Annotated in this window: 19 protein-coding genes; 12 read left to right on the forward strand and 7 right to left on the reverse strand. The window is 70.9% G+C overall.

The window, feature by feature from the left end:
* Positions 1–15 precede the first annotated feature (15 nt).
* Together ACIRJT_RS29790 and ACIRJT_RS29795 are read left to right on the forward strand one after the other, a co-directional pair.
* Positions 16–846: an NUDIX hydrolase gene (locus ACIRJT_RS29790; protein WP_403915070.1), complete on the forward strand. Its 831-nt coding sequence runs from the start codon at positions 16–18 to the stop codon at positions 844–846.
* A 91-nt stretch (positions 847–937) separates the two neighbouring features.
* Complete coding sequence (locus ACIRJT_RS29795; protein WP_403915073.1) at positions 938–2,143, forward strand: MarP family serine protease; 1,206 nt, start codon at positions 938–940, stop codon at positions 2,141–2,143.
* Positions 2,144–2,229: 86 nt separating this feature from the next.
* Here ACIRJT_RS29795 and ACIRJT_RS29800 read toward each other — a convergent pair whose 3' ends face one another.
* The 5 genes from ACIRJT_RS29800 to acs form a co-directional block, all read right to left on the reverse strand.
* Positions 2,230–2,433 (reverse strand): hypothetical protein, encoded by a 204-nt coding sequence (locus tag ACIRJT_RS29800; RefSeq protein WP_352239652.1) that lies wholly within the window; start codon positions 2,431–2,433, stop codon positions 2,230–2,232.
* Positions 2,434–2,548: 115 nt separating this feature from the next.
* Complete coding sequence (locus ACIRJT_RS29805) at positions 2,549–3,571, reverse strand: alpha/beta fold hydrolase (protein WP_403915076.1); 1,023 nt, start codon at positions 3,569–3,571, stop codon at positions 2,549–2,551.
* Complete coding sequence (locus tag ACIRJT_RS29810) at positions 3,568–4,122, reverse strand: phage holin family protein (RefSeq protein WP_403915079.1); 555 nt, start codon at positions 4,120–4,122, stop codon at positions 3,568–3,570. Before ACIRJT_RS29810 ends, ACIRJT_RS29805 begins: the two co-directional genes overlap by 4 nt.
* 40 nt (positions 4,123–4,162) lie before the next feature.
* On the reverse strand, positions 4,163–5,584 hold the full coding sequence (gene nhaA / locus ACIRJT_RS29815) for a Na+/H+ antiporter NhaA (RefSeq protein ID WP_403915082.1): 1,422 nt from the start codon (positions 5,582–5,584) through the stop codon (positions 4,163–4,165).
* A gap of 237 nt (positions 5,585–5,821) precedes the next feature.
* Positions 5,822–7,819, reverse strand: a complete 1,998-nt coding sequence (gene acs, locus ACIRJT_RS29820; RefSeq protein WP_403915084.1) for an acetate--CoA ligase — start codon at positions 7,817–7,819, stop codon at positions 5,822–5,824.
* Between the two features lie 390 nt (positions 7,820–8,209).
* Between acs and ACIRJT_RS29825 the strand changes: the two genes are divergently transcribed.
* Positions 8,210–9,685 carry a hypothetical protein gene (locus ACIRJT_RS29825; protein WP_403915086.1) on the forward strand — a complete coding sequence of 492 codons (1,476 nt, stop codon included), beginning with the start codon at positions 8,210–8,212 and terminating at the stop codon, positions 9,683–9,685.
* Positions 9,686–9,793: 108 nt separating this feature from the next.
* Here ACIRJT_RS29825 and ACIRJT_RS29830 read toward each other — a convergent pair whose 3' ends face one another.
* Positions 9,794–10,789 (reverse strand): ATP-binding protein, encoded by a 996-nt coding sequence (locus ACIRJT_RS29830; RefSeq protein WP_403915088.1) that lies wholly within the window; start codon positions 10,787–10,789, stop codon positions 9,794–9,796.
* A gap of 102 nt (positions 10,790–10,891) precedes the next feature.
* Between ACIRJT_RS29830 and ACIRJT_RS29835 the strand changes: the two genes are divergently transcribed.
* Complete coding sequence (locus tag ACIRJT_RS29835) at positions 10,892–11,716, forward strand: oxidoreductase (protein WP_403915091.1); 825 nt, start codon at positions 10,892–10,894, stop codon at positions 11,714–11,716.
* A gap of 560 nt (positions 11,717–12,276) precedes the next feature.
* Here ACIRJT_RS29835 and ACIRJT_RS29840 read toward each other — a convergent pair.
* Positions 12,277–13,122 (reverse strand): HAD family hydrolase, encoded by an 846-nt coding sequence (locus ACIRJT_RS29840; RefSeq protein WP_403915094.1) that lies wholly within the window; start codon positions 13,120–13,122, stop codon positions 12,277–12,279.
* 499 nt (positions 13,123–13,621) lie between these two features.
* Between ACIRJT_RS29840 and ssd the strand changes: the two genes are divergently transcribed.
* The 8 genes from ssd (at position 13,622) to ACIRJT_RS29880 (ending at position 20,135) form a co-directional block, all read left to right on the forward strand.
* On the forward strand, positions 13,622–14,758 hold the full coding sequence (gene ssd, locus ACIRJT_RS29845) for a septum site-determining protein Ssd (RefSeq protein ID WP_403915097.1): 1,137 nt from the start codon (positions 13,622–13,624) through the stop codon (positions 14,756–14,758).
* Positions 14,755–15,903 carry a TadA family conjugal transfer-associated ATPase gene (locus tag ACIRJT_RS29850; RefSeq protein WP_403915100.1) on the forward strand — a complete coding sequence of 383 codons (1,149 nt, stop codon included), beginning with the start codon at positions 14,755–14,757 and terminating at the stop codon, positions 15,901–15,903. Before ssd ends, ACIRJT_RS29850 begins: the two co-directional genes overlap by 4 nt.
* 8 nt (positions 15,904–15,911) lie before the next feature.
* Positions 15,912–16,820: a type II secretion system F family protein gene (locus tag ACIRJT_RS29855; protein WP_403915103.1), complete on the forward strand. Its 909-nt coding sequence runs from the start codon at positions 15,912–15,914 to the stop codon at positions 16,818–16,820.
* On the forward strand, positions 16,817–17,659 hold the full coding sequence (locus ACIRJT_RS29860) for a type II secretion system F family protein (RefSeq protein ID WP_403915105.1): 843 nt from the start codon (positions 16,817–16,819) through the stop codon (positions 17,657–17,659). Before ACIRJT_RS29855 ends, ACIRJT_RS29860 begins: the two co-directional genes overlap by 4 nt.
* A gap of 204 nt (positions 17,660–17,863) precedes the next feature.
* Entirely contained in the window at positions 17,864–18,130 is a 267-nt protein-coding gene (locus ACIRJT_RS29865; protein WP_403915108.1) for a DUF4244 domain-containing protein, read from the forward strand.
* Positions 18,117–18,590, forward strand: a complete 474-nt coding sequence (locus ACIRJT_RS29870) for a TadE family type IV pilus minor pilin (RefSeq protein WP_403915111.1) — start codon at positions 18,117–18,119, stop codon at positions 18,588–18,590. Before ACIRJT_RS29865 ends, ACIRJT_RS29870 begins: the two co-directional genes overlap by 14 nt.
* Positions 18,591–18,790: 200 nt before the next feature.
* Positions 18,791–19,312, forward strand: a complete 522-nt coding sequence (locus ACIRJT_RS29875; RefSeq protein ID WP_403915114.1) for an Rv3654c family TadE-like protein — start codon at positions 18,791–18,793, stop codon at positions 19,310–19,312.
* Positions 19,313–19,529: 217 nt separating this feature from the next.
* Positions 19,530–20,135: a TlpA family protein disulfide reductase gene (locus ACIRJT_RS29880; protein ID WP_403915116.1), complete on the forward strand. Its 606-nt coding sequence runs from the start codon at positions 19,530–19,532 to the stop codon at positions 20,133–20,135.
* Positions 20,136–20,185: the final 50 nt, after the last annotated feature.

The raw sequence follows: 20,185 nt of genomic DNA on the forward strand, positions 1-20,185 counted from the left end.
TCAACGGGGGTGCCCATGACGCACGCGCAGACACACGGCATGACACAGGCGCACACACAGGCGCACACACAGGCGCACACGCAGGCCGGGAATGGCTTCGCCGAGGGTCTGGGGCCCGGAAGTCCAGGCAGCCCCGGAAGCCCCGGAGGGCCGGGACCGGGAGTCGGGTCGGCCGACGCCGAGGTCCCCGTGACCACAGACGGCCTCCCCGCATGGCTCGACCCCGTCGCCCGCGCCGCGCGCAGCGTCCAGCCGCAGCAGCTCAGCCGCTTCCTGCCGCCCGAGAGCGGGGCGGGTCGGCAGTCCGCCGTCCTGGTCCTGTTCGGCGAGGGGGAGCGCGGGCCCGAACTGCTGCTGATGGAGCGGTCCGGGACCCTGCGCTCCCACGCCGGGCAGCCGTCCTTCCCCGGTGGCGCGCTGGATCCCGAGGACGGCGACCAGGCCACCACCGGGCCCCTGCGGGCGGCGCTGCGCGAGGCCGAGGAGGAGACCGGGCTCGACCCCCGGGGCGTACAGCTCTTCGGCGTGCTGCCCCGGCTCTACATCCCGGTCAGCAGCTTCGTCGTGACGCCCGTGCTCGGCTGGTGGCGCGCGCCCAGCCCGGTCGGGGTGGTCGATCCGGCCGAGACGGCCCGGGTCTTCACGGTCCCCGTGGCGGATCTCACGGATCCCGCGAACCGGGCCACGGCCATCCACCCGAGTGGGCACAGCGGCCCGGCATTTCTGGTCGAATCGGCCCTGGTCTGGGGCTTCACGGCCGGAGTGATCGACCGGATCGTGCACTACGCGGGATGGGAACGCCCCTGGGACAGGGCCAGGCAGGTGCCGCTCGACTGGCGCGCATGACACGCTGGCTGTCCTGCTGCGCTGTTCCGGGCCCGGCCCGGACCCCGTCACCACCGACGGGCCAGGTGACGAAACTGCGAGGCTACAGACGGTGAACGTGCTGGACATCCTGCTGCTGCTGGCTGCCGTGTGGTTCGCGGTCATCGGCTATCGCCAGGGTTTCGTCGTCGGCATCCTGTCGGTGATCGGCTTCCTCGGGGGCGGTCTCGTCGCCGTCTACCTGCTGCCGGTCATCTGGGACCGGTTGACCGAGGACGCCGAGGTCTCCACAGCCGTCGCCATCGGCGCGGTCGTCATCGTGATCGTCTGCGCCTCGATCGGCCAGGCCTTCACCACCCACCTGGGCAACAGACTCCGCCGCTACATCACGTGGTCGCCCGCGCGCGCCCTGGACGCCACCGGCGGCGCCCTGGTCAATGTGGTGGCCATGCTGCTGGTGGCCTGGATGATCGGCCTGCTGCTGGCGGGCACCTCGCTGCCGACCCTCGGCAAGGAGGTCCGCAGCTCATCGGTCCTGCTCGGGGTGGACCGGGTGATGCCGAAGCAGGCGCCCAGCTGGTTCCAGGACTTCTCGTCCGTCCTCGCGCAGAACGGCTTCCCGCAGGTCTTCAGCCCGTTCGCCAACGAGCCGATCACCGAGGTCAAGGCCCCGGACCCGGCCCTCGTCGGCAGCCCGGTGGCCGCCCGCGCCAAGAAGTCGATCGTCAAGGTCGTGGGCACGGCCCCGAGCTGCGGGAAGGTCCTCGAAGGCACCGGCTTCGTCTTCTCCGAGCGCCGGGTGATGACCAACGCCCATGTGGTCGGCGGCGTGGAAGAGCCCACCGTGCAGATCGGCGGCGAGGGCCGGCTGTACGACGCGAAGGTCGTCCTCTACGACTGGCAGCGCGACATCGCGGTCCTGGACGTCCCTGATCTCCGGGCCAGGCCGCTGCAGTTCACCGGCCCGGACGACGACGCGGAGACCGGCGACAGCGCGATCGTCGCCGGCTTCCCCGAGAACGGCGCGTACGACGTGCGCTCGGCCCGCGTCCGCGCCCGCATCGACGCCGACGGCCCGGACATCTACCACCGGGGCACGGTGCGCCGCGACGTGTACTCGCTCTACGCGACGGTGCGCCAGGGCAACTCGGGCGGCCCGCTGCTCACTCCGGACGGGAAGGTGTACGGAGTGGTGTTCGCCAAGTCGCTCGACGACCCGGACACCGGCTACGCGCTGACGGCCGACGAGATCCGCGAGGACATCGAGATCGGCCGCGAGGCCAACCAGCAGGTCGACAGCCAGGGCTGCGCCCTCTAGGGCGTGCTCCGAAAGTCCCGCCTGCGCGGCCTCCGGGCGGACGGCGCTACTTTCGGAAGATGCCCTAGGGCGCAGCCGACGGATCGTCAGTTACGGGGGTGTCGGAGCCGTGCCGAGACCCAGCGGGCCCGGCGGCGGAGGATGCGCGGAATCCCGAGACGGGAACGGTGAAGCTCATGCACATCGTGCACCCGGCCCCGGGGGCCGCCCCCCTCATGAGTGCTCACACCGGCTGACGCGGTGGAGCGGCGGTTGCGTGCTTCGTCAGTGAAGTCGTGCGTCCAGCCCATACCCCGACGTCTGCCCGTGACCCAAGGTCGGTAATCGTGCGCCAGTCAGCCAATTGGCCTATGCGGCAGGCAATTGGCTGTTCGTCGGACACGCGTGCCCGTGACGGGCGGGCGGCTACCGGTCGGGCTCGGGGTCCTTGAGCCAGTTGATGAGTTCGGTGGAGAAGCCGATCGGGTCCTCCTCGTGGGGGAAGTGACCGACACCGTCGAAAAGTCGCCACCGGTAGGGCGCCTCGACGTACTGGCCGGACCCGGCCGAACTACGGGTGCGGACCGCCGGATCGAGCGACCCGTGCAGGTGCAGCGTGGGCACCCGGACCGGACGCTTCATCCGCCGGTTGAACTGGATCCCGTCGGGACGCGCCATCGACCGCACCATCCAGCGGTACGGCTCGATCGAGCAGTGGGCGGTGGAGGGGATGCTCATGGCCCGCCGGTAGACGTCCAGGGCCTCCTCGTCGGGGAACTCCGGGGTGTGGGGGCCCGCCCAGTCCTGGATGAGGCTCCCGACCAGGGCGGCGTCGTCCGCGAGGAGCTGACGCTCCGGAATCCATGGGCGCTGGAAGCCCCAGACGTACGAACCGGCCCGCGACTGCGCGAAGTCGGACAGCATCGACGAGCGCCAGCGGCGCGGGTGCGGCATCGAGGAGACGGCGAGCCGGCGGACCAGTTTGGGCCGCATCACTGCGGCCGTCCAGGCGAGATAGCCGCCGAGGTCGTGGCCGACCAGGGCCGCGTCGGGCTCGCCGAGGGAACGGATCACCCCGGTGACGTCGAGGGCCAGGTTGGCGGGGTCGTAACCGCGCGGCGTGCGGTCGCTGCCGCCCACCCCGCGCAGGTCCATCGCGACCGCCCGGAAGCCCGCGTCGGCGAGCGCCGGCAGCTGGTGGCGCCAGGTCCACCAGAACTGCGGGAAGCCGTGCAGCAGGAGCACCAGCGGCCCCTCGCCCATCTCCGCGATGTGGAACCGCGCACCGTTGGCCGCCACGTCGCGGTGGGTCCAGGGGCCGTCGAGGCGCACCGGGCCCCCGGCGGCGGTCCGGCCCGCGGGGCTCCTGGCCGGTTCGGCCGGGGCGGCCGCACCCTCCGGGGCCACCGGACCCGTCGGGCCGAATGCGCTGGAATCGGGAACCGTCATGTGGACGAGCGTGCCACAGCGTCGGCCTTGCCCCTACCGGAGTCCTTACCGGCGCCCTCTGCGGAGCCGCTCTCGATGCTCTTCTTCGCCAGGCTGCTGCCGGAGCGCTCGATGATCGCGTCGGCCGCGATCGACGGGCGCGGGTGCGGCTTGGCCTTCTGCAGGACGGCGGCGGTCTGCTTGGCGGAGGCGATGGACTTCTCCGGCGGCTTGATCTTCTTGAACTTCCGCAGGCCGATGAATCCGATCAGGGCGGCCAGGAGGATGAAGGCGCCCGCCACGATCAGGAAGGACCACGCCAGGCCCAGACCCAGGTTGTGGATCCCGTACGCGGCCGCGAAGCTCAGCATCGGCATCGTGAACAGCAGCAGCACGCCCGCGGCGATGAACGCCGCGCTGCCGATCGCCCCGCGCTTGACGTCCTGCCGCACCTCCGCCTTGGCCAGGGCGATCTCGTCGTGCACCAGCGCGGACATCTCGGCCGTCGCCGAGGCGACCAACTGCCCGATGCTGCGGTCCGCACTGCCCGCGTAGTTGCCGGGGTCGCTCATCCCTGACTCCCTCTCCGTCTTCGACACATCCGATGTCAGATCATGCCGGACTGTTCGGCTTGTTGCGCGCTGCCCCCGCCCGCTCCTCGGCGAGACGGCGGTGTTCTGCCGCTTTCCGCTCATGGATGGCGGCCATCCGCAGGTGATATTCCGGATCATCCTGCTCGTAGACGTCGGGTACCCCGGATTCGTCCTCGTCCAGCTCCTCGGCCTCGTACAGCTCCTTGTACCTGCGTACCCGGACCTTGAGCAGTACGCAGGCGAGCAGGGCCGCGATCAGGGAGCCGAGCAGGACGGCGGCCTTGATCTCGTTGATCATCTCCTGGTCGCCCTCGAAGGCGAGCTCCCCGATGAGCAGCGAGACGGTGAATCCGATGCCGGCGAGCGAGGCGACCGCGAAGACATCGGCCCAGGCCAGGTCCTTGTTCAGCTCCGCCTTGGTGAAGCGGGCGGCGAGGTAGGTGCCGCCGAAGATGCCGACGGTCTTGCCGACGACGAGACCGAGGACGACGCCGAGGGTCTCGGGCCGGGTGAACACGCCCGCCAGCGCCTCGCCGTTCAGCGCGACCCCGGCCGAGAACAGGGCGAACAGCGGGACGGCGATCCCGGCGGACAGCGGGCGCACCAGGTGTTCGATGTGCTCGCCGGGGGAGTGCTTCTCGCCCTCGCGACGGGTGCAGCGCAGCATCAGGCCCATCGCGACACCGGCGATGGTGGCGTGGATGCCGCTGTTGTACATCAGGCCCCAGATGACCAGGGCGAGCGGAACGTAGACGTACCAGCCCCGGACGTCGAAGCGGAGGAGGAAGTGGAAGACGACCAATCCGAGGACGGCCCCGCCGAGCGCCAGGAAGTTCAGGTCCGAGGTGAAGAACACCGCGATGATCAGGATCGCGAAGAGGTCGTCGACGACCGCCAGGGTGAGCAGGAAGGCCCGCAGCGCGGACGGCAGCGAGGTGCCGATCACCGCGAGGACGGCGAGGGCGAAGGCGATGTCGGTGGCTGTGGGGACCGCCCAGCCGGCCGTCGAGCCGCCGCCGACGACCGTGGTGAGGAAGTAGACGAGGGCGGGCACCGCCATGCCGCACAGGGCCGCCACCACCGGGAGGGCCGCGGCCTTCGGATCGCGGAGTTCGCCCGCGACCAGTTCGCGCTTGAGCTCGACGCCGGCGACGAAGAAGAAGACGGCGAGCAGTCCGTCCGCCGCCCAGTGCGCTACGGAGAGGTCCAGGCCGAGGCTGCCGGGGCCGAAGTGGAAGTCGCTGACCTCTTCGTACGAGCCGCCGAAGGTGTTCGCCCAGACGAGCGCGGTCACCGCCGCCACGAGCAGCAGTACACCGCCGACCGTCTCGGTACGGAGGGCCTCCGCCACGTAGTTCCGCTCGGGCAGCGAGAGCCTGCCGAGCAACGGCCGCCGGGGCGGCGCCGGGGGCGCGGGGGTGGGCGGGTTGGGCGGTGCCACGAGAGGACCTCCAGGTCAGGGCGGCATGAGGGCATGACTGACGGACATGCCGACCAGACTTCCCGGCGCCCCTGTGGAGATGTTCTCTGCAGTTGTGGGTGAAGCGTCCACTGTACCGGGGGCGTAAAGAGCGGGACCGTATCAGGTGATCTTCAGACTAAATGCCCGATGGGCACCCGGCGCGTTGCCGGATGCCCATCGGAGCCGTACTTCCGTGTCTGTTCTCGCTCTGCGGTGTCAGTCCTCGGACGAGGAGGACGGCAGCTGGGTGGTGATCAGGTCCATCACGGAGGAGTCGGTGAGTGTGGTGACGTCGCCCAGCTCGCGGTTCTCGGCGACGTCTCGGAGGAGGCGGCGCATGATCTTGCCGGAGCGGGTCTTGGGCAGTTCGGCGACCGGCAGGACCCGCTTGGGCTTGGCGATCGGGCCGAGGGTCGTGCCGACGTGGTTGCGCAGGTCGGCGACGAGCTCGTCGGAGGCGGTGGCGGTGCCACGCAGGATCACGAACGCCACGATGGCCTGGCCGGTCGTCTCGTCCGCGGCGCCGACCACGGCGGCCTCGGCGACCGCCGGGTGGGAGACGAGCGCGGACTCGACCTCGGTGGTGGAGATGTTGTGCCCGGAGACGAGCATGACGTCGTCGACCCGGCCGAGCAGCCAGATGTCGCCGTCCTCGTCCTTCTTGGCGCCGTCGCCCGCGAAGTACTTGCCCTCGAAGCGTGACCAGTAGGTGTCGATGAACCGCTGGTCGTCGCCCCAGATGGTGCGGAGCATGGAGGGCCACGGCTCGGTGAGGACGAGGTAGCCGCCCCCGCCGTCCGGCACCTCGTTGGCGTCGTCGTCCACGACGGTGGCGGCGATGCCCGGCAGCGCGCGCTGCGCGCTTCCCGGCTTCGTCTCCGTCACACCGGGCAGCGGCGAGATCATCATCGCGCCGGTCTCGGTCTGCCACCAGGTGTCCACGATGGGGCACTTGTCGGCGCCGATGTTCTTCCGGTACCACATCCACGCCTCGGGGTTGATCGGCTCACCGACCGAACCCAGGACGCGCAGCGAGGACAGGTCGAACTTCGCGGGGATGTCGTCGCCCCACTTCATGAACGTACGGATCGCCGTGGGAGCGGTGTAGAGGATCGTGACGCCGTACTTCTGCACGATCTCCCAGAACCGGCCCTGGTGCGGGGTGTCCGGGGTGCCCTCGTACATGACCTGGGTCGCGCCGTTGGCCAGTGGCCCGTAGACGATGTACGAGTGCCCGGTCACCCAGCCGATGTCGGCGGTGCACCAGTAGACGTCGGACTCCGGCTTGAGGTCGAAGACCGCGTTGTGCGTGTAGGAGGCCTGGGTGAGGTAGCCGCCGGAGGTGTGCAGGATGCCCTTCGGCTTACCCGTGGTGCCCGAGGTGTAGAGGATGAAGAGCGGCTGCTCCGCCTCGAAGGCCTCGGGGGTGTGCTCGGCGGACTGCCGGGCGGTGATCTCGTGCCACCAGACGTCACGGCCCTCGGTCCACGCGGTGTCCTCGCCGGTGCGGCGGACGACGAGGACGTGCTCGACGGTCTCGAACCGCGAGACGGCGTCGTCGACCGCGGGCTTGAGCGCGGACGGCTTGCCGCGGCGGTAGCCGCCGTCGGCCGTGATGACGACCTTGGCGTCCGCGTCCTTGATACGGGCGGCGATCGCGTCGGCCGAGAAGCCGCCGAAGACCACGGAGTGCGCTGCGCCGATGCGGGCGCAGGCCAGCATCGCGATGGCGGCCTCGGGGATCATCGGCAGGTAGACGGCGACCCGGTCGCCCTTGCCGACGCCCAGCTCGGTCAGCGCGTTGGCAGCGCGGGAGACCTCGTCCTTCAGCTCCGCGTAGGTGATGGCCCGGCTGTCGCCCGGCTCGCCCTCGAAGTGGATGGCGACCCGGTCGCCGTTGCCCGCCTCGACATGGCGGTCCACGCAGTTGTACGCGACGTTCAGCTTGCCGTCCGCGAACCACTTCGCGAAGGGCGGGTTGCTCCAGTCGAGGGTCTCGGTCGGCTCGGTGTCCCACGTCAGGCGGCGGGCCTGCTCGGCCCAGAAGCCCAGCCGGTCCGCCTCGGCCTGCTCGTACGCCTCTGCGGTGACGTTGGCGTTGGCGGCCAGCTCGGCAGGCGGAGCGAATTTCCGCTCTTCCCGAAGCAGGTTGGCCAGGCTCTCGTTGCTCACGACTTCTCCCAGTCCCAGGGTGTCCGTTGTGTCCCGGGGCATAGCTCATCAGGCGCGGGGCCAGGTGACAAGGGCCTGCCGGGAATTGGTTTAGACCTGTGTTTTCGTGTATGGAGCCATGATCCCGCTCCGCGGCCGAGGGGCGTCGTGCGACGCATGGCGCATGGCGGTTCCGTCCCGGTCGGGTGCGTCGGGGCGTGTCGGGTGCGTCGGGGCGTTTCGGGGGCGGTGGGGAACGGTGGCGCCTGGTTGCACGGGCCGGGGGCTCGTCTGGTTCAGGCCGGAGGCGTTCGGGCTAGTTGATAACTCTTATCAGTGAATAGGCAGCTTTTCATTCGGTATGTCGCCCTTGCTGTGCGGAATCGCGTGCGAATTTGGCCGCGCCGTGTCGGCACTTCAACGCAAATAACCTGCAAGGAAGAGGGTGGGCGGATGATGGCCGCCACGAAGAGGATCGCCTTGGGCGTCATGTCCACGGCCCTGGTCGCCGTTCTCGCGGGCTGTTCCGGAGCCGGGTCCGGAGGGTCCGCGGCCGGGGGAGCTGGAGCCGACGCGGAGAAGGGCGCCCATGGCGCCAAGGAGAACCCTCCGGCCGCTGCCCCGAAGAACGCGGTCAAGCTCATCGGGGACGGGTCCACCGCCTTCACCGGGGTCCAGCCGAAGACGCCGGCCGTCGAACGCCTGGCGCCCGGCGAGAAGCCTCCCCAGTTCGTGGTGTTCTCCTGGGACGGCGCCGGTGAGGACAGCCAGAAGCTCTTCTCGCACTTCCGCGGCGTGGCCAAGAAGTACAACGCCAAGATGACGTACTTCCTCAGTGGCGTGTACCTGCTGCCGGAGGAGAAGAAGGACCTCTACAACCCGCCCCAGCACGCGCCCGGTCGTTCCGACATCGGCTTCAACGACACGGAGGGCATTCGCGACACCCTCAACGAGGTGCGTGCGGCCTGGCTGGAAGGCAACGAGATCGGCACCCACTTCAACGGCCACTTCTGCGGCAAGGACGGCGGCGTCGGGACCTGGTCCGTCGATGAGTGGAAGAGCGAGATCAGCCAGGCGAAAGCTTTCGTCAAGAGCTGGAAGACCAACACTCCGGAGCTGAAGGGTGAGGCCCCGCTTCCCTTCGACTACGACAAGGAACTGGTCGGCGCCCGCACCCCGTGCCTCGAAGGCCAGAAGAACATGGTCGCCGCGGCCCGGAACATGGGCTTCCGCTACGACTCCAGCGGCGTCGGCAACCAGGTCTGGCCCAAGAAGAAGGACGGGGTCTGGGACATTCCGCTCCAGCTCGTTCCGATGCCGGGCCGCGCTTTCGAGACGCTCTCGATGGACTACAACTTCATGGTCAACCAGTCCGGCACGGCCACCCAGGGAGACCCCTCCCAGCACGAGTACTGGGGCAACCAGATGCGGGACGGGCTGCTTCAGGCCTTCGACCGCTCGTACAACGGCAACCGGGCGCCTCTGATCATCGGCAACCACTTCGAGTCCTGGAACGGCGGCACCTACATGCGCGCCATCGAGGAGACCATCGCGCAGGTGTGCACCAAGGAGGGCGTGCGCTGCGTGTCCTTCAGGCAGCTCGCCGACTGGCTGGACGCGCAGGACCCGAAGGCGCTGGCCAAGCTCACCACGCTCGGCGTCGGCGAGGCGCCCAAGACGGGCTGGTCGTCCTACCTCGGCACCCAGCAGGCCGCCGCGCAGCCCGCGGACAAGGACAAGGGCGAGGGCAAGGACCAGAGCGCGCCGGACAAGGGCAAGGACACGGGCGAGGGCAAGGGGCAGGGCGAGGAGCAGGCCCCGGGCAGGGCTGCTGGAGAGGCCGCGGGGCAGGCTCCGGACCTGGCCGCCCCGGGTCATGCCCCGGGTCGGGGCGACGCGGGTTCGGATCCCGCCGGAGCGACTGGCTGAAGCACCTGGGGAACGGCGGCCGAAACGGCGGCCGACCGCGCGCACCGCATCATTCACCCCCTCGTCGGCCACCGAAAGGCGGCCGGCGAGGGGGTTACGTGTGATGAGTCAGGCGGGCGCGGTCACGCCCGCTCCTGCGTGACGTTCGTCGAGCACGAAGGCGGGGTCGACCTGTGCGGCCAGGTCGGCGCCGGTCTTCTCGTTGCCCCAGCTCTCGGCGTTCTTCAGGTGGAAGTGCACCATCTGTCGCGTGTAGCGCTCCCAGTCACGCGACCCGTACGAGTCCTCGGCGGTGTCCTGCAGTGTCTGCAGGGCCATCCGGTTGTCGGCCTCCAACAGCTCGAACCTGGACGGCCGACCCTTCTCCATCGCCCGTACCCAGCCGGAGTGGCCGATCCCGATCAGCAGGTCGTCGCCGACCTCCGCACGCAGGAACTCCAGATCGTCCGGGCCCTGCACCTTGTTGCCCACGACCTTCAGGGCGACGCCGTAGTCGCGTGCGTACTCCTTGTACTGGCGGTAGACCGACACCCCCTTGCGGGTCGGCTCCGCGACCAGGAACGTCATGTCGAAGCGCGTGAACATACCCGAGGCGAACGAGTCCGAGCCCGCCGTCATGTCGACCACCACGTACTCCTCGGGACCGTCGACCAGGTGGTTGAGGCAGAGCTCCACCGCCCCGACCTTGGAGTGGTAGCAGGCCACTCCGAGATCGGACTCCGTGAAGGGCCCCGTCGCCATCAGCCGGACGTCCCCGTCGTCGAGCCGTACCGTGCGCGCGCAGGCCGCGAAGATCGGGTTGTCCTCGCCGACCCGCAGCAGCCGGGAGCCCTCGCCGGGCGGAGTCGTCTTGATCATCGTCTCGGCGGAAGCGATACGGGGGTTGGCGCCCCGCAGATAGTCCTTGATGAGGGGGAGGTGCGCACCCATGGCGGGCAGCGCGGCGGCCTCCGCCTCGTCCAGGCCGAGAGCGGCCCCCAGGTGCTGGTTGATGTCGGCGTCCACGGCGATGACGTGGGCTTCGTTGGCGGCGAGATGACGGATGAAGAGCGAGGACAGCGTGGTCTTTCCGCTGCCGCCCTTCCCGACGAAAGCGATCTTCATGTTCACCTAGGGTAGTGGCTCCATCGCGTTCCGCTGTCACTGTTCGTGAAGAAGGCCACTTGGGGGTGGTGCGGGTGGGGTGGGCGCGTAGCCTCGCTACTTATGAGTACGACTGCCTCAGACCCGCTTGCCGCGCTCGGTTCCCTGCCCGGCGTTCCCGACGCCGTGGACTCCGTGCGCAAGGCCGTCGACCGGGCCTACGGTCATCGCGTCATGCGGCGCCGCAGCAATGAGGTCACGGCCGAGGCCGCACTGCGGGGCTCTCGTGGTTCGGCCGCGCTGGCCGGTGCCGACTGGAACCTCGAGGAGGTGCGTCGGCGTACCGACTTCAGCGGGGAGGACGAGGCGCGCATGGTCGGCGCCGCGCTGAGGCTTACCGCGGAAGCCGGGCAACTCCTCTCCATCTGGCGGCAGTCGCCGCTGCGGGTGCTGGCCCGGTTGCATCTGGTGGCGGCCGGCGGGGCGACTCCCGACGGCACGGTGGGGCGTCCTCGGCTGGCGGGTGAGTCCGTCGACGAGCCGCTGATCGAGGCGCCGGTTCCCGGGGCCGAGGAGGTCGCCGGGCGGCTCGAAGGGCTATCGGGGCTGATCATCGCGGGCGGTGGGGCCCCCGCCCTGGTCACCGCCGCGGTGGTGCACGGCGAGCTGCTGGCGTTGCGCCCGTTCGGCTCGCACAACGGTCTGGTGGCCCGGACCGCCGAGCGCATCGTGCTGATCGGCAGTGGACTGGACCCGAAGTCGATCTGCCCGGCCGAGGTGGGACACGCGGAGCAGGGTCGGGCGGCCTATGTCGCGGCGTTCGGGGGCTACACGGCTGGGACCCCGGAGGGCATGGCCGCCTGGATCACCCACTGTGGGCGCTCCGTCGAGCTGGGCGTGCGCGAGTCGACCGCGGTGTGCGAGGCGCTCCAGCGCGGCGCCGCCTGACGGCCTGGAATTCGACGCGGCCTCAGGGGCCGCTGGCGGCTGCGGTCAGGGTTTCGGCGCGGCTCGTGGTGGACGCGGGCCTCGGGGGCCGGTGCGGCGGGCGTCGAGCGGTCCCGCGGTGCTGGAGAGGCCGACTCCCGGGCGGCCGAAGGGTGACCGACGGCCCGGGTCAAGGGCTGCGGCGGTACCGATGTGCGGTACCGCCGCTGGCACGTCCGCCCAGTTACCAAGCGTCCTCGTAAGTTCGCCCATCAGGTCGGGTGCTTTGCCCGTCACCTGGTGCGGCTGGCCCGTAATCGACGGGTCGACGTCGCGTGGGTGCTCGGCTTTCGTGCTCGGTCCGTGGGGCCGTTCTGCGTAACAGGTCATCCTCGCGGATGTCCTTGGTCTCGCGGGCCGTTAAATCCTTTGTACTCCAGGACCAGGGGAAGGGAAAGCCCTGGCCCCGCTTCTTTACTTTTAGGTTCAATCAAGGGCGAATCGGGCGAGGTGTCACTCCGGTGGAGCGCCCCCGCTTCACCCCGCCGCGCCTTGCCCGTGTCACTCAGGTCTGGCTCGTGTCACCCGGGCAGAGTGGCGCCGACGGTACGCCGACGGCTGGCGTACCAGACCAGCCCGGCGGTGACGGCCGCCGCACCGACCGCGGCCGCCGCCACGAGGGCGGGGCGGGGCGGCATGGAGAAGGCGGGCAGTCGCTGCTTGAGTCGGACCGGGCGGTTGAAGACGAGAATCGGCCACTCGCGAAGGGTCGCTTCGCGGCGCAGCGCGCGGTCGGGGTTGACCGCGTGGGGGTGGCCGACCGACTCCAGCATCGGAACATCGGTCGCGGAATCGCTGTAGGCGTAGCAGCGCGAAAGGTCGTACCCCTCCGAGACGGCGAGCGCCTTCACGGCTTCGGCCTTGGTGGGTCCGTACGCGTAGTACTCGACCTCGCCCGTGAAGCAGCCGTCGTCGCCGACGACCATGCGCGTGGCGACGACGCGGTCGGCACCGAGCAATTCGCCGATGGGTTCGACGACTTCGGCGCCCGAGGTCGAGACGATGACCACATCGCGCCCCGCCGTGTGGTGTTCTTCGATGAGGGTGGCGGCCTCGTCGTAGATGATCGGGTCGATCAGGTCGTGCAGGGTCTCGGCGACGATCTCCTTCACCTGCTGGACGTTCCACCCCTTGCAGAGGGCGGAGAGATATTCACGCATCCGCTCCATCTGGTCGTGATCGGCGCCCCCGGCGAGGAACACAAACTGTGCGTACGCAGTGCGCAGTACAGCGCGGCGGTTGATCAGTCCGCCTTGGTAGAAGGACTTGCTGAAGGTCAGCGTCGAAGACTTCGCAATGACCGTCTTGTCCAGGTCAAAGAAGGCTGCTGTGCGCGGCGAGAAGCAGTTTTCCACAACGCTGAGCATAGGGGCCCACCATTCGGCGTAAACTCCGGCGCGTGGGTTTGCCTGAGAAGGCCCTCGGGTACACCATGGAAGTCACGGATCGTTCGCGACCGTGCTAACCCGGTCCGACTCCTCCCCCCCCGAGTCGACCGTGGGGACGACCCCCGCTCTCCCCCCCGGCGGGGGTCGTCGCATGTCCGGACGCATTTTTGGGGTGGGAACCACCTGAGCCTCCCATCTGGTCGACATCGGCCTGATGGTGCGAGCCGGGCGTCGTGCGACTCGTCCCGTCACAGTGTGTAGCCAAAAGGCTGCGCTCCGGAAGTCGCTGGTTCGGGTGACGAAGTTATTCACAGCCTTGAAGTTGTCCACAGTTTTTCATCAAGATCCACATGATTTTCCGAGCTGTTGCACGTTGATTCCACCCGCGAAGTCCGCGGGTGCCGGAATCGCGCATCTCGGAACGCTCCGAGAACACCGCGAACCGCACTGAAGGGGCAGTGAGAAGGGGGCGGAGATCGTGGCTGGATCCATCGCAGGAGAAGGAGCGGCGACCGTCGAGGGGCGGCGCGGGGGGCCGCTGATCGTGACGGAGGACGTGGAACTGCTCGACGACCTGCTGCGGCTGTGCGCGGCGGCCGGAGCCGAGCCGGAAGTTCATCACGGGCCGCCCGGCCACCGGGGCGGCTGGGAGCGGGCCCCGATGGTGCTGGTGGGAGATGACGCCGCCGCGCGTTGCCGGGGCGCCGGCCGCAGGAAGGGGGTGATGCTGGTCGGCCGGGACCAGGACGACCCGGACGTGTGGCGGCGGGCGGTGGAGATCGGGGCCGAATATGTGCTGCGGTTGCCCGATTCCGAAGGCTGGCTCGTCGATCAGATCGCCAATGCCGCCGAAGGTGTGGGGCGGCCCGCTTTCACCGTCGGTGTGATGGGTGGCAGGGGCGGCTCCGGCGCATCGACGCTGGCCTGTGCCCTTGCAGTGAGTGCGGCGAGGTCCGGAAGGCGGACGATGCTGATCGACGCCGACCCGTTGGGGGGCGGCATCGACGTCCTGCTCGGCGGCGAACGCGCCGTAGGCATGCGGTGGCCGGATTTCGCGCAGACGAAGGGCCGCCTGGGCGGCGGGGCCCTTGAGGACTCGCTGCCCGCGCTTCACGGGTTGCGGGTGCTGAGTTGGGGGCGGGACGACGAGGTGGTGATCCCGCCGCAGGCGATGCGTGCGGTGCTGGCCGCCGCGCGGCGGCTCGGCGGGGTCGTGGTGGTGGACCTGCCGCGCCGGGTCGACGCGTCAGTCGCCGAAGCACTGGCCCAGCTCGATCTGGGGCTGCTCGTGGTGCCGGGCGAACTGCGTGCGGTAGCAGCGGCCAAGCGCGTCGCCGCCACGGCCGCAATGGTGCTGGACGACCTGCGGGTGGTGCCCCGGGGGCCGTATGCGTCAGGGCTGGACGGGCGATGGGTCGCCCGGGCCATCGGCCTCCCGCTCGTTGGTGAACTTCCCCCGGAATCGGGACTTCTGGCCTCCCAGGACGACGGCACCCCGCCCGGCGGCAGTGCCCGCGGTCCGCTGGCCCGGTTCTGTTCGGCCTTCTGGGAACAGGCAGTGGCGGCCGGTGACACCGGCCCCGTGTCCGGCCCGCCCGGGGGAGCGACGGCATGACGGACGAAATGCTCGACGCCGTACGCCGGCGGCTGGCACGCAGTGGTGCCGCTCCCACCCCGGCCGGAGTGGCCGCCGCTCTGCGGGCCCAGGGGCGGCTGCTGGGGGACGCCGAGGTGCTCGGGGCGGCAGCGGAGTTGCGCGGCGAACTCGTCGGCACGGGAGTGCTGGAGCCGTTGCTCGCGGATCCGGGGGTGACCGATGTGCTGGTCTCCGCACCGGACCGGGTGTGGGTGGACCGGGGCGGCGGGCTCCAGCTGACGGGCGTCACCTTCCTGGACGCGGCGGCGGTGCGGAGGCTGGCCCAGCGACTCGCCGCGGTGGCCGGCAGGAGGCTCGACGACGCGCGACCATGGGTGGACGCACGCCTGCCTGACGGCACGCGCATGCACGCCGTGCTGCCCCCGGTGTCCGTCGGCTCGACCTGCCTCTCCCTGCGCGTGGTGCGGCCGCGGGCCTTCTCGCTGGCGGAGTTGGTGGACGCGGGCACGGTGCCGCCGGGCGGAGACCGGATCCTGAGGGCCCTCGTGGAAGCGCGGATCTCCTATGTGATCAGCGGCGGCACCGGGGCGGGCAAGACGACGCTCCTCGCCAGTCTGCTGGGCGCGGTCGGCGTGAACGAGCGGATCGTGCTCGCCGAGGACTCCGCCGAACTGCGGCCGGACCATCCGCATGTGGTCCGCCTGGAGTCCCGTCCGGCCAATCAGGAGGGCGCGGGCCGGGTGACGTTGCGGGATCTGGTGCGGCAGGCGTTGCGCATGCGGCCCGACCGGCTGGTGGTCGGAGAGGTGCGGGGCGCTGAAGTCACCGAGTTGTTGGCCGCTTTGAACACCGGACACGAAGGCGGGTGCGGCACCGTCCACGCCAATGCCGCCGAGCACGTCCCCGCCCGGCTGGAAGCCCTGGGCACCGCGGCCGGTCTCGACCGGGTTGCTCTGCACAGCCAGTTGGCAGCCGCTCTCTCGGTGGTCGTGCATCTGGTGCGGGACCGCGCGGGGCAACGGCGGGTCGCCGAGGTGCACGTCCTGGAGCGGGACGCGGCGGGCCTGGTCCTCACAGTCCCGGCCCTGAGCTGGGGCGTCGGCGGATTTGTTCCGGAGCGGGGATGGGAACGGCTGCGGTCGCTGATCGGGGGTGCGCTGTGACGGGGGCGATGTCCGTGTACGCGGTCCATGCGATGGCTCTCTGCGCGGGTTCAGCGGTGTGGCTCGCGATGGTGCGGGACACGGGTGTTCGGCGGGCCCGGGTGCTGTTCGTGGACGCTCCCACCGACTCCCGTCGCACGGGGAGTCGGTGGCCAGGCCTGTTCAAGGACCTGGGGCGAGTGACGGAGGCGGCCCGGGGGCGTCGGGAGTGGTGGTGCGTCCCGGTCGCGGTGCTGCTCGCGGTGCTGGGGGAGTCGGTGCTGCCGCTGGTCGCGGGGGCCGTGGCGGTCCCGTTGGTGCGCAGGTGGCTGCGGAGGCGGGCCGGGGCACGGGAGGCGGAGCGGGCCGCGACCGCGGTGGCGGCGTTGTGCGGAGCCGTGGTCGGGGAGCTGCGGGCCGGCCGCGAGCCGGGGCAGGCGTTGCTGATCGCGGTGCGCGAAGGCCTGGCGGCGGACAGTCCTTCGGCGACGGCAGGCTTCGGCGGCCGGCTGGGGGAGGCGGAGGCCGCGGTGCTGGCGGCCGCGCGGTTCGGCGGCGATGTGCCGGCGGCGCTGCGGCAGGCGGCGGAGGGTCCGGGGCTGGGAGGCCTGTCCGGGATGGCCGCGTGCTGGCGCGTGGCCGTGGACGGCGGGGCCGGGCTGGCGACCGGGCTGGAGCGCCTGGAGGCCGGACTGCGGGAGGACCGGCGCAGACGTGAGCAGCTACGCGCTCAACTGGCCGGAGCGTGGTCGACCGTTATTGTCCTGGCGCTGCTCCCGATCGCGGGTCTGGGGCTGGGAGCGGCACTCGGAGCCGAACCCCTGCGCGTACTGCTGCACACTCCGGGCGGCCTGGCCTGTCTGGCGGTGGGGGCTTTCCTGGAGGCGGCCGGGCTGTACTGGGCCTGCCGGATCGTGCGCGGCGGGGAGGCGGCGTGAACACGGCGAGCGGAGAAGTTCTCCACAGCCTGGGGATGTCGGCGGCGATGCTGGGCGTGGCGGTGCAGTTGGCAGCCGTGACCGCCGCCAGATTCCGCGAGCGAGCGGTTCGTGGGCGGGGCGCACTACTGCTGGGGATGGCCATTGCGGCACGGCCCGGCTGGTGGAGCCGGCTGGTCGCACCGTTCCGGGCGAGCGATGGTTCGGCTTCTTCCGAGGCAGCTCGGCGGTGGGCGGCCCCGGCGGGGGCCTGGCTGGCCGGGTGGGTTCTGGTCGGCGGTGCGATGGGCTGCGCGGTCGGTTCGGCCGCGGCGTACGGGACGTGGCGGTGGCAGCGAACCCGGCTCCGCACGCGTCCGGGCGGTTCCCATCCGGAGCGGGCGGTGATCGCCGGACAGCTCCCGCTGGCCGCGGATCTGCTGGCGGCCTGTATCGCGGTCGGGGCGGGTCCTCGGGAAGCGGCCGAGGAGGTGGGCGAATCGATCGGCGGCCCGGTCGGTGACCGGCTGGCCAGAACAGCCGCCGAGATCCGCCTCGGCGGCGAACCGGCCGAGGCGTGGGGTCGGTTCGGGGATATACCGGGCGCCGGCCCGCTGGCCCGCTGTCTGCACCGGGCAGGTTCGACGGGGGCCCCGGCCGCGGAACCGGTTGCCAGACTGGCCGAGTCGATGCGCGCCGAACGAGCCGCCGCGGCGGTGGCGCGGGCGCAACGGGCAGGGGTGCTGATCACCGCGCCGGTCGGCCTCTGCTTCCTCCCCGCCTTCCTGGCGGTCGGGGTGGCGCCAGTGATCATCGGCCTGGCCGGTGACCTGCTCGCGGCCGGCCGCCCCGGCCGGTGAAGCCGCTCAGGCCAGGCCGACGAGGCTGCCCGCTGGTGAGCCTCCTTGGGCCTGTGAGGCCGCGTGGGCTGGTGGGGCTGCGTGGGCTGTTCGAGCTGTAGGTACCCGCGGTCGGCGACGACCTGGCGGTCATGCATTTTCGCTGTCACTCAAGGGCGTTCCGTTCGGACGCCCGCTCGTCATCGATGCTCATCGGGGGATGTAATGGAATCGAAGTTCGGGGACCGGGCCGTCAACGCTCTGCGCGGCGGCCGGTTGTCCACGGATGTGCCGAACCGGACGGCGAAATGGGCCGCACGGTGGGCGGGGCGGCTCGGCCGGTCCGACCGAGGGATGACCACGTCCGAGTACGCGGTGGGAACCATCGCCGCGTGCGCCTTCGCGGCGGTGCTCTACAAGGTGGTGAACAGCGGACCGGTGCTGTCGGCGTTGCAGTCGCTGGTCGAGGACGCGCTCGATGCGAAGTTCTGAGACCTCGGCGGGGCCATGCCGGGGGAAGGGGCCCGTGGCGTCGGACCGGTGCCTTCCCCGGGGAAGGCACCGGGGGCTGCACGGTCGCCCGGCGACGCGCGGCTACGGATGTCGCGACCGGGGTGCGGTGACGGCGGAGGCGGCCGTGGTGATCCCGGTGCTGGTGGCTTTCGTCATAGCGCTGCTGTGGGCGTTGATGGCGACCGTTGACCAGATCCGGTGCGTGGACGCGGCGCGGGCGGGGGCGCGGGCGGCGGCCCGTTCGGAACCGGAGGCGGCGGTGCTGGAAGTCGCGCGTGACGCGGCGCCTCACGGTGCCCGGGTCGAGTTGGGGCGGGCGGGAGACCTGTGGCGCGTCCGGGTGGAGGCCCCGACCTCGGGGCCGGGTGTGCTGGCCCTGACGTTGAGCGCCGAGGCGGCTGCCCTGGCGGAGGACACGGTCGGGGACGCCGGGCCATGAGGGAGCGGGAAAGCGAGGGCCGGGGGCCGGACGGGTGTCGTCATCGGGGCGGGCTTCGGCGGTGGGGTCGGGGCGAGAGGAAGGACGAGAGGAAGGACGAGGGCAAGGACGAGGGGAAAGACATAGGCAGGGGCAACAGGAAGGGCAGGGGTGTGGGCTGGGGTTTGGCGCGTGGCGCGGACCGTGTCGTAGGTCGGCGAATGGATCGGATCGCACCCCGGATCGCACGCCGGATTGCGCTCCAGCGTGCGGGGCGTGGCGCGGACCGAGGTGTGGCGACGGTGTGGGTGGCTGTCACCGCTGCCGGTCTCTGCACCGTGTTCGCCGTGGTGCTCGCCCTGGGACAGGCCGTGGCTGCCCGTCACCGGGCAGGTGGGGCCGCGGATCTGGCGGCCCTCGCGGCTGCTGACCGGGCGCTGGAAGGAGCGGTGGTCGCGTGTGAGACGGCCCGGCGGGTAGCGCTGGCGCAGGGGGCCGTGCTCGTTGGATGCGCTGTGCAGGGGGAGATCGCCGATGTGACCGCCCGCTTCAGGTTCGGGCCCTACCTACCCGCTGTCAGGGCCCGGGCCGGCCCTCCCATCGATCCTGGAGCCGGATCCCCGGCCGACCCCCGGGCGGGCCCACCGGCTGGTCCCTGGACCGGACCACCGACCGGTGTCCGGGCCGGACCGTCGGCCGATCTCCCGGCCACGGACGCCCGGCCGCCACGGACCACCGGCTGATTGCCCGGCCGCGCCCGTCCGGCCGATCTCTTGTCCGCTCGGCCACGCCCCGCTTCACGGCGGCCGACAGGGATGTCGGGGTGGGTGGGGCGTGGAGCGGATCGTCGCCGTCGGGAGAGCCGTTCGGCCGGGCCGGGTGTTGTGTGGTGGCACGCGCGGGCGCTCACGGACCCGATGGCGTCATGCAAACGTGAAGACGTCACGGAACTCGGCTGCGGTGGCAGTCCTGTTGGTCGCGCTGGCGGGATGCTCGACCCCGACCCGGCCTGCGGACGGCGTCGGCGGGTCTGCGCTGCTGGAGTCGTACGATCGCGCGGACCGGGTGGCGATGCCGGAGCTGGCGGGGGAACGCGTCGATGGTGACGGCCGGTTCAGCCTGACGGAACTGCGGGGCAAGGTCGTCGTGGTCAACGCGTGGGCATCGTGGTGCGGTCCGTGCCGTGCGGAGGCGCCTGGGCTCTCCCGGGTGCACGAGGACCTGCGGGGCGAGGGGTTGCGGGTGGTGGGGGTCAACGCGGATGTGTCGGTCGGTGACGCACGTGCCTTCGAGAAGGACGCGAAGCTCGTGTATCCGAGCCTGCACGACCCGCAGGGCCGTCAGCTCCTCCGGCTCCCGAGGGGCGTGGTGAACACCGCCGGATACCCCTTCACGATCATTGTCGACACGGAGGGTCGGATTGCCGCGACACGGATCGGAGCGATCGGTGAGGCGGAGCTGAAGCGCTTGGTCATGCCGCTGCTGCCGACCCGACAGCGTGCCTCCCGACAGCCGCGCCTGCGTGCACCGTGTCCCCGGGCCTCTGTCCCGGGCAGAGCCTCCTGACGGGTCGCTATGGCAGGAGCTCATGAAAGCGTCCTCTGCGGTGGCCAGTC

Source organism: Streptomyces sp. NPDC102283 (assembly GCF_044766265.1).
Lineage (GTDB): Bacteria > Actinomycetota > Actinomycetes > Streptomycetales > Streptomycetaceae > Streptomyces.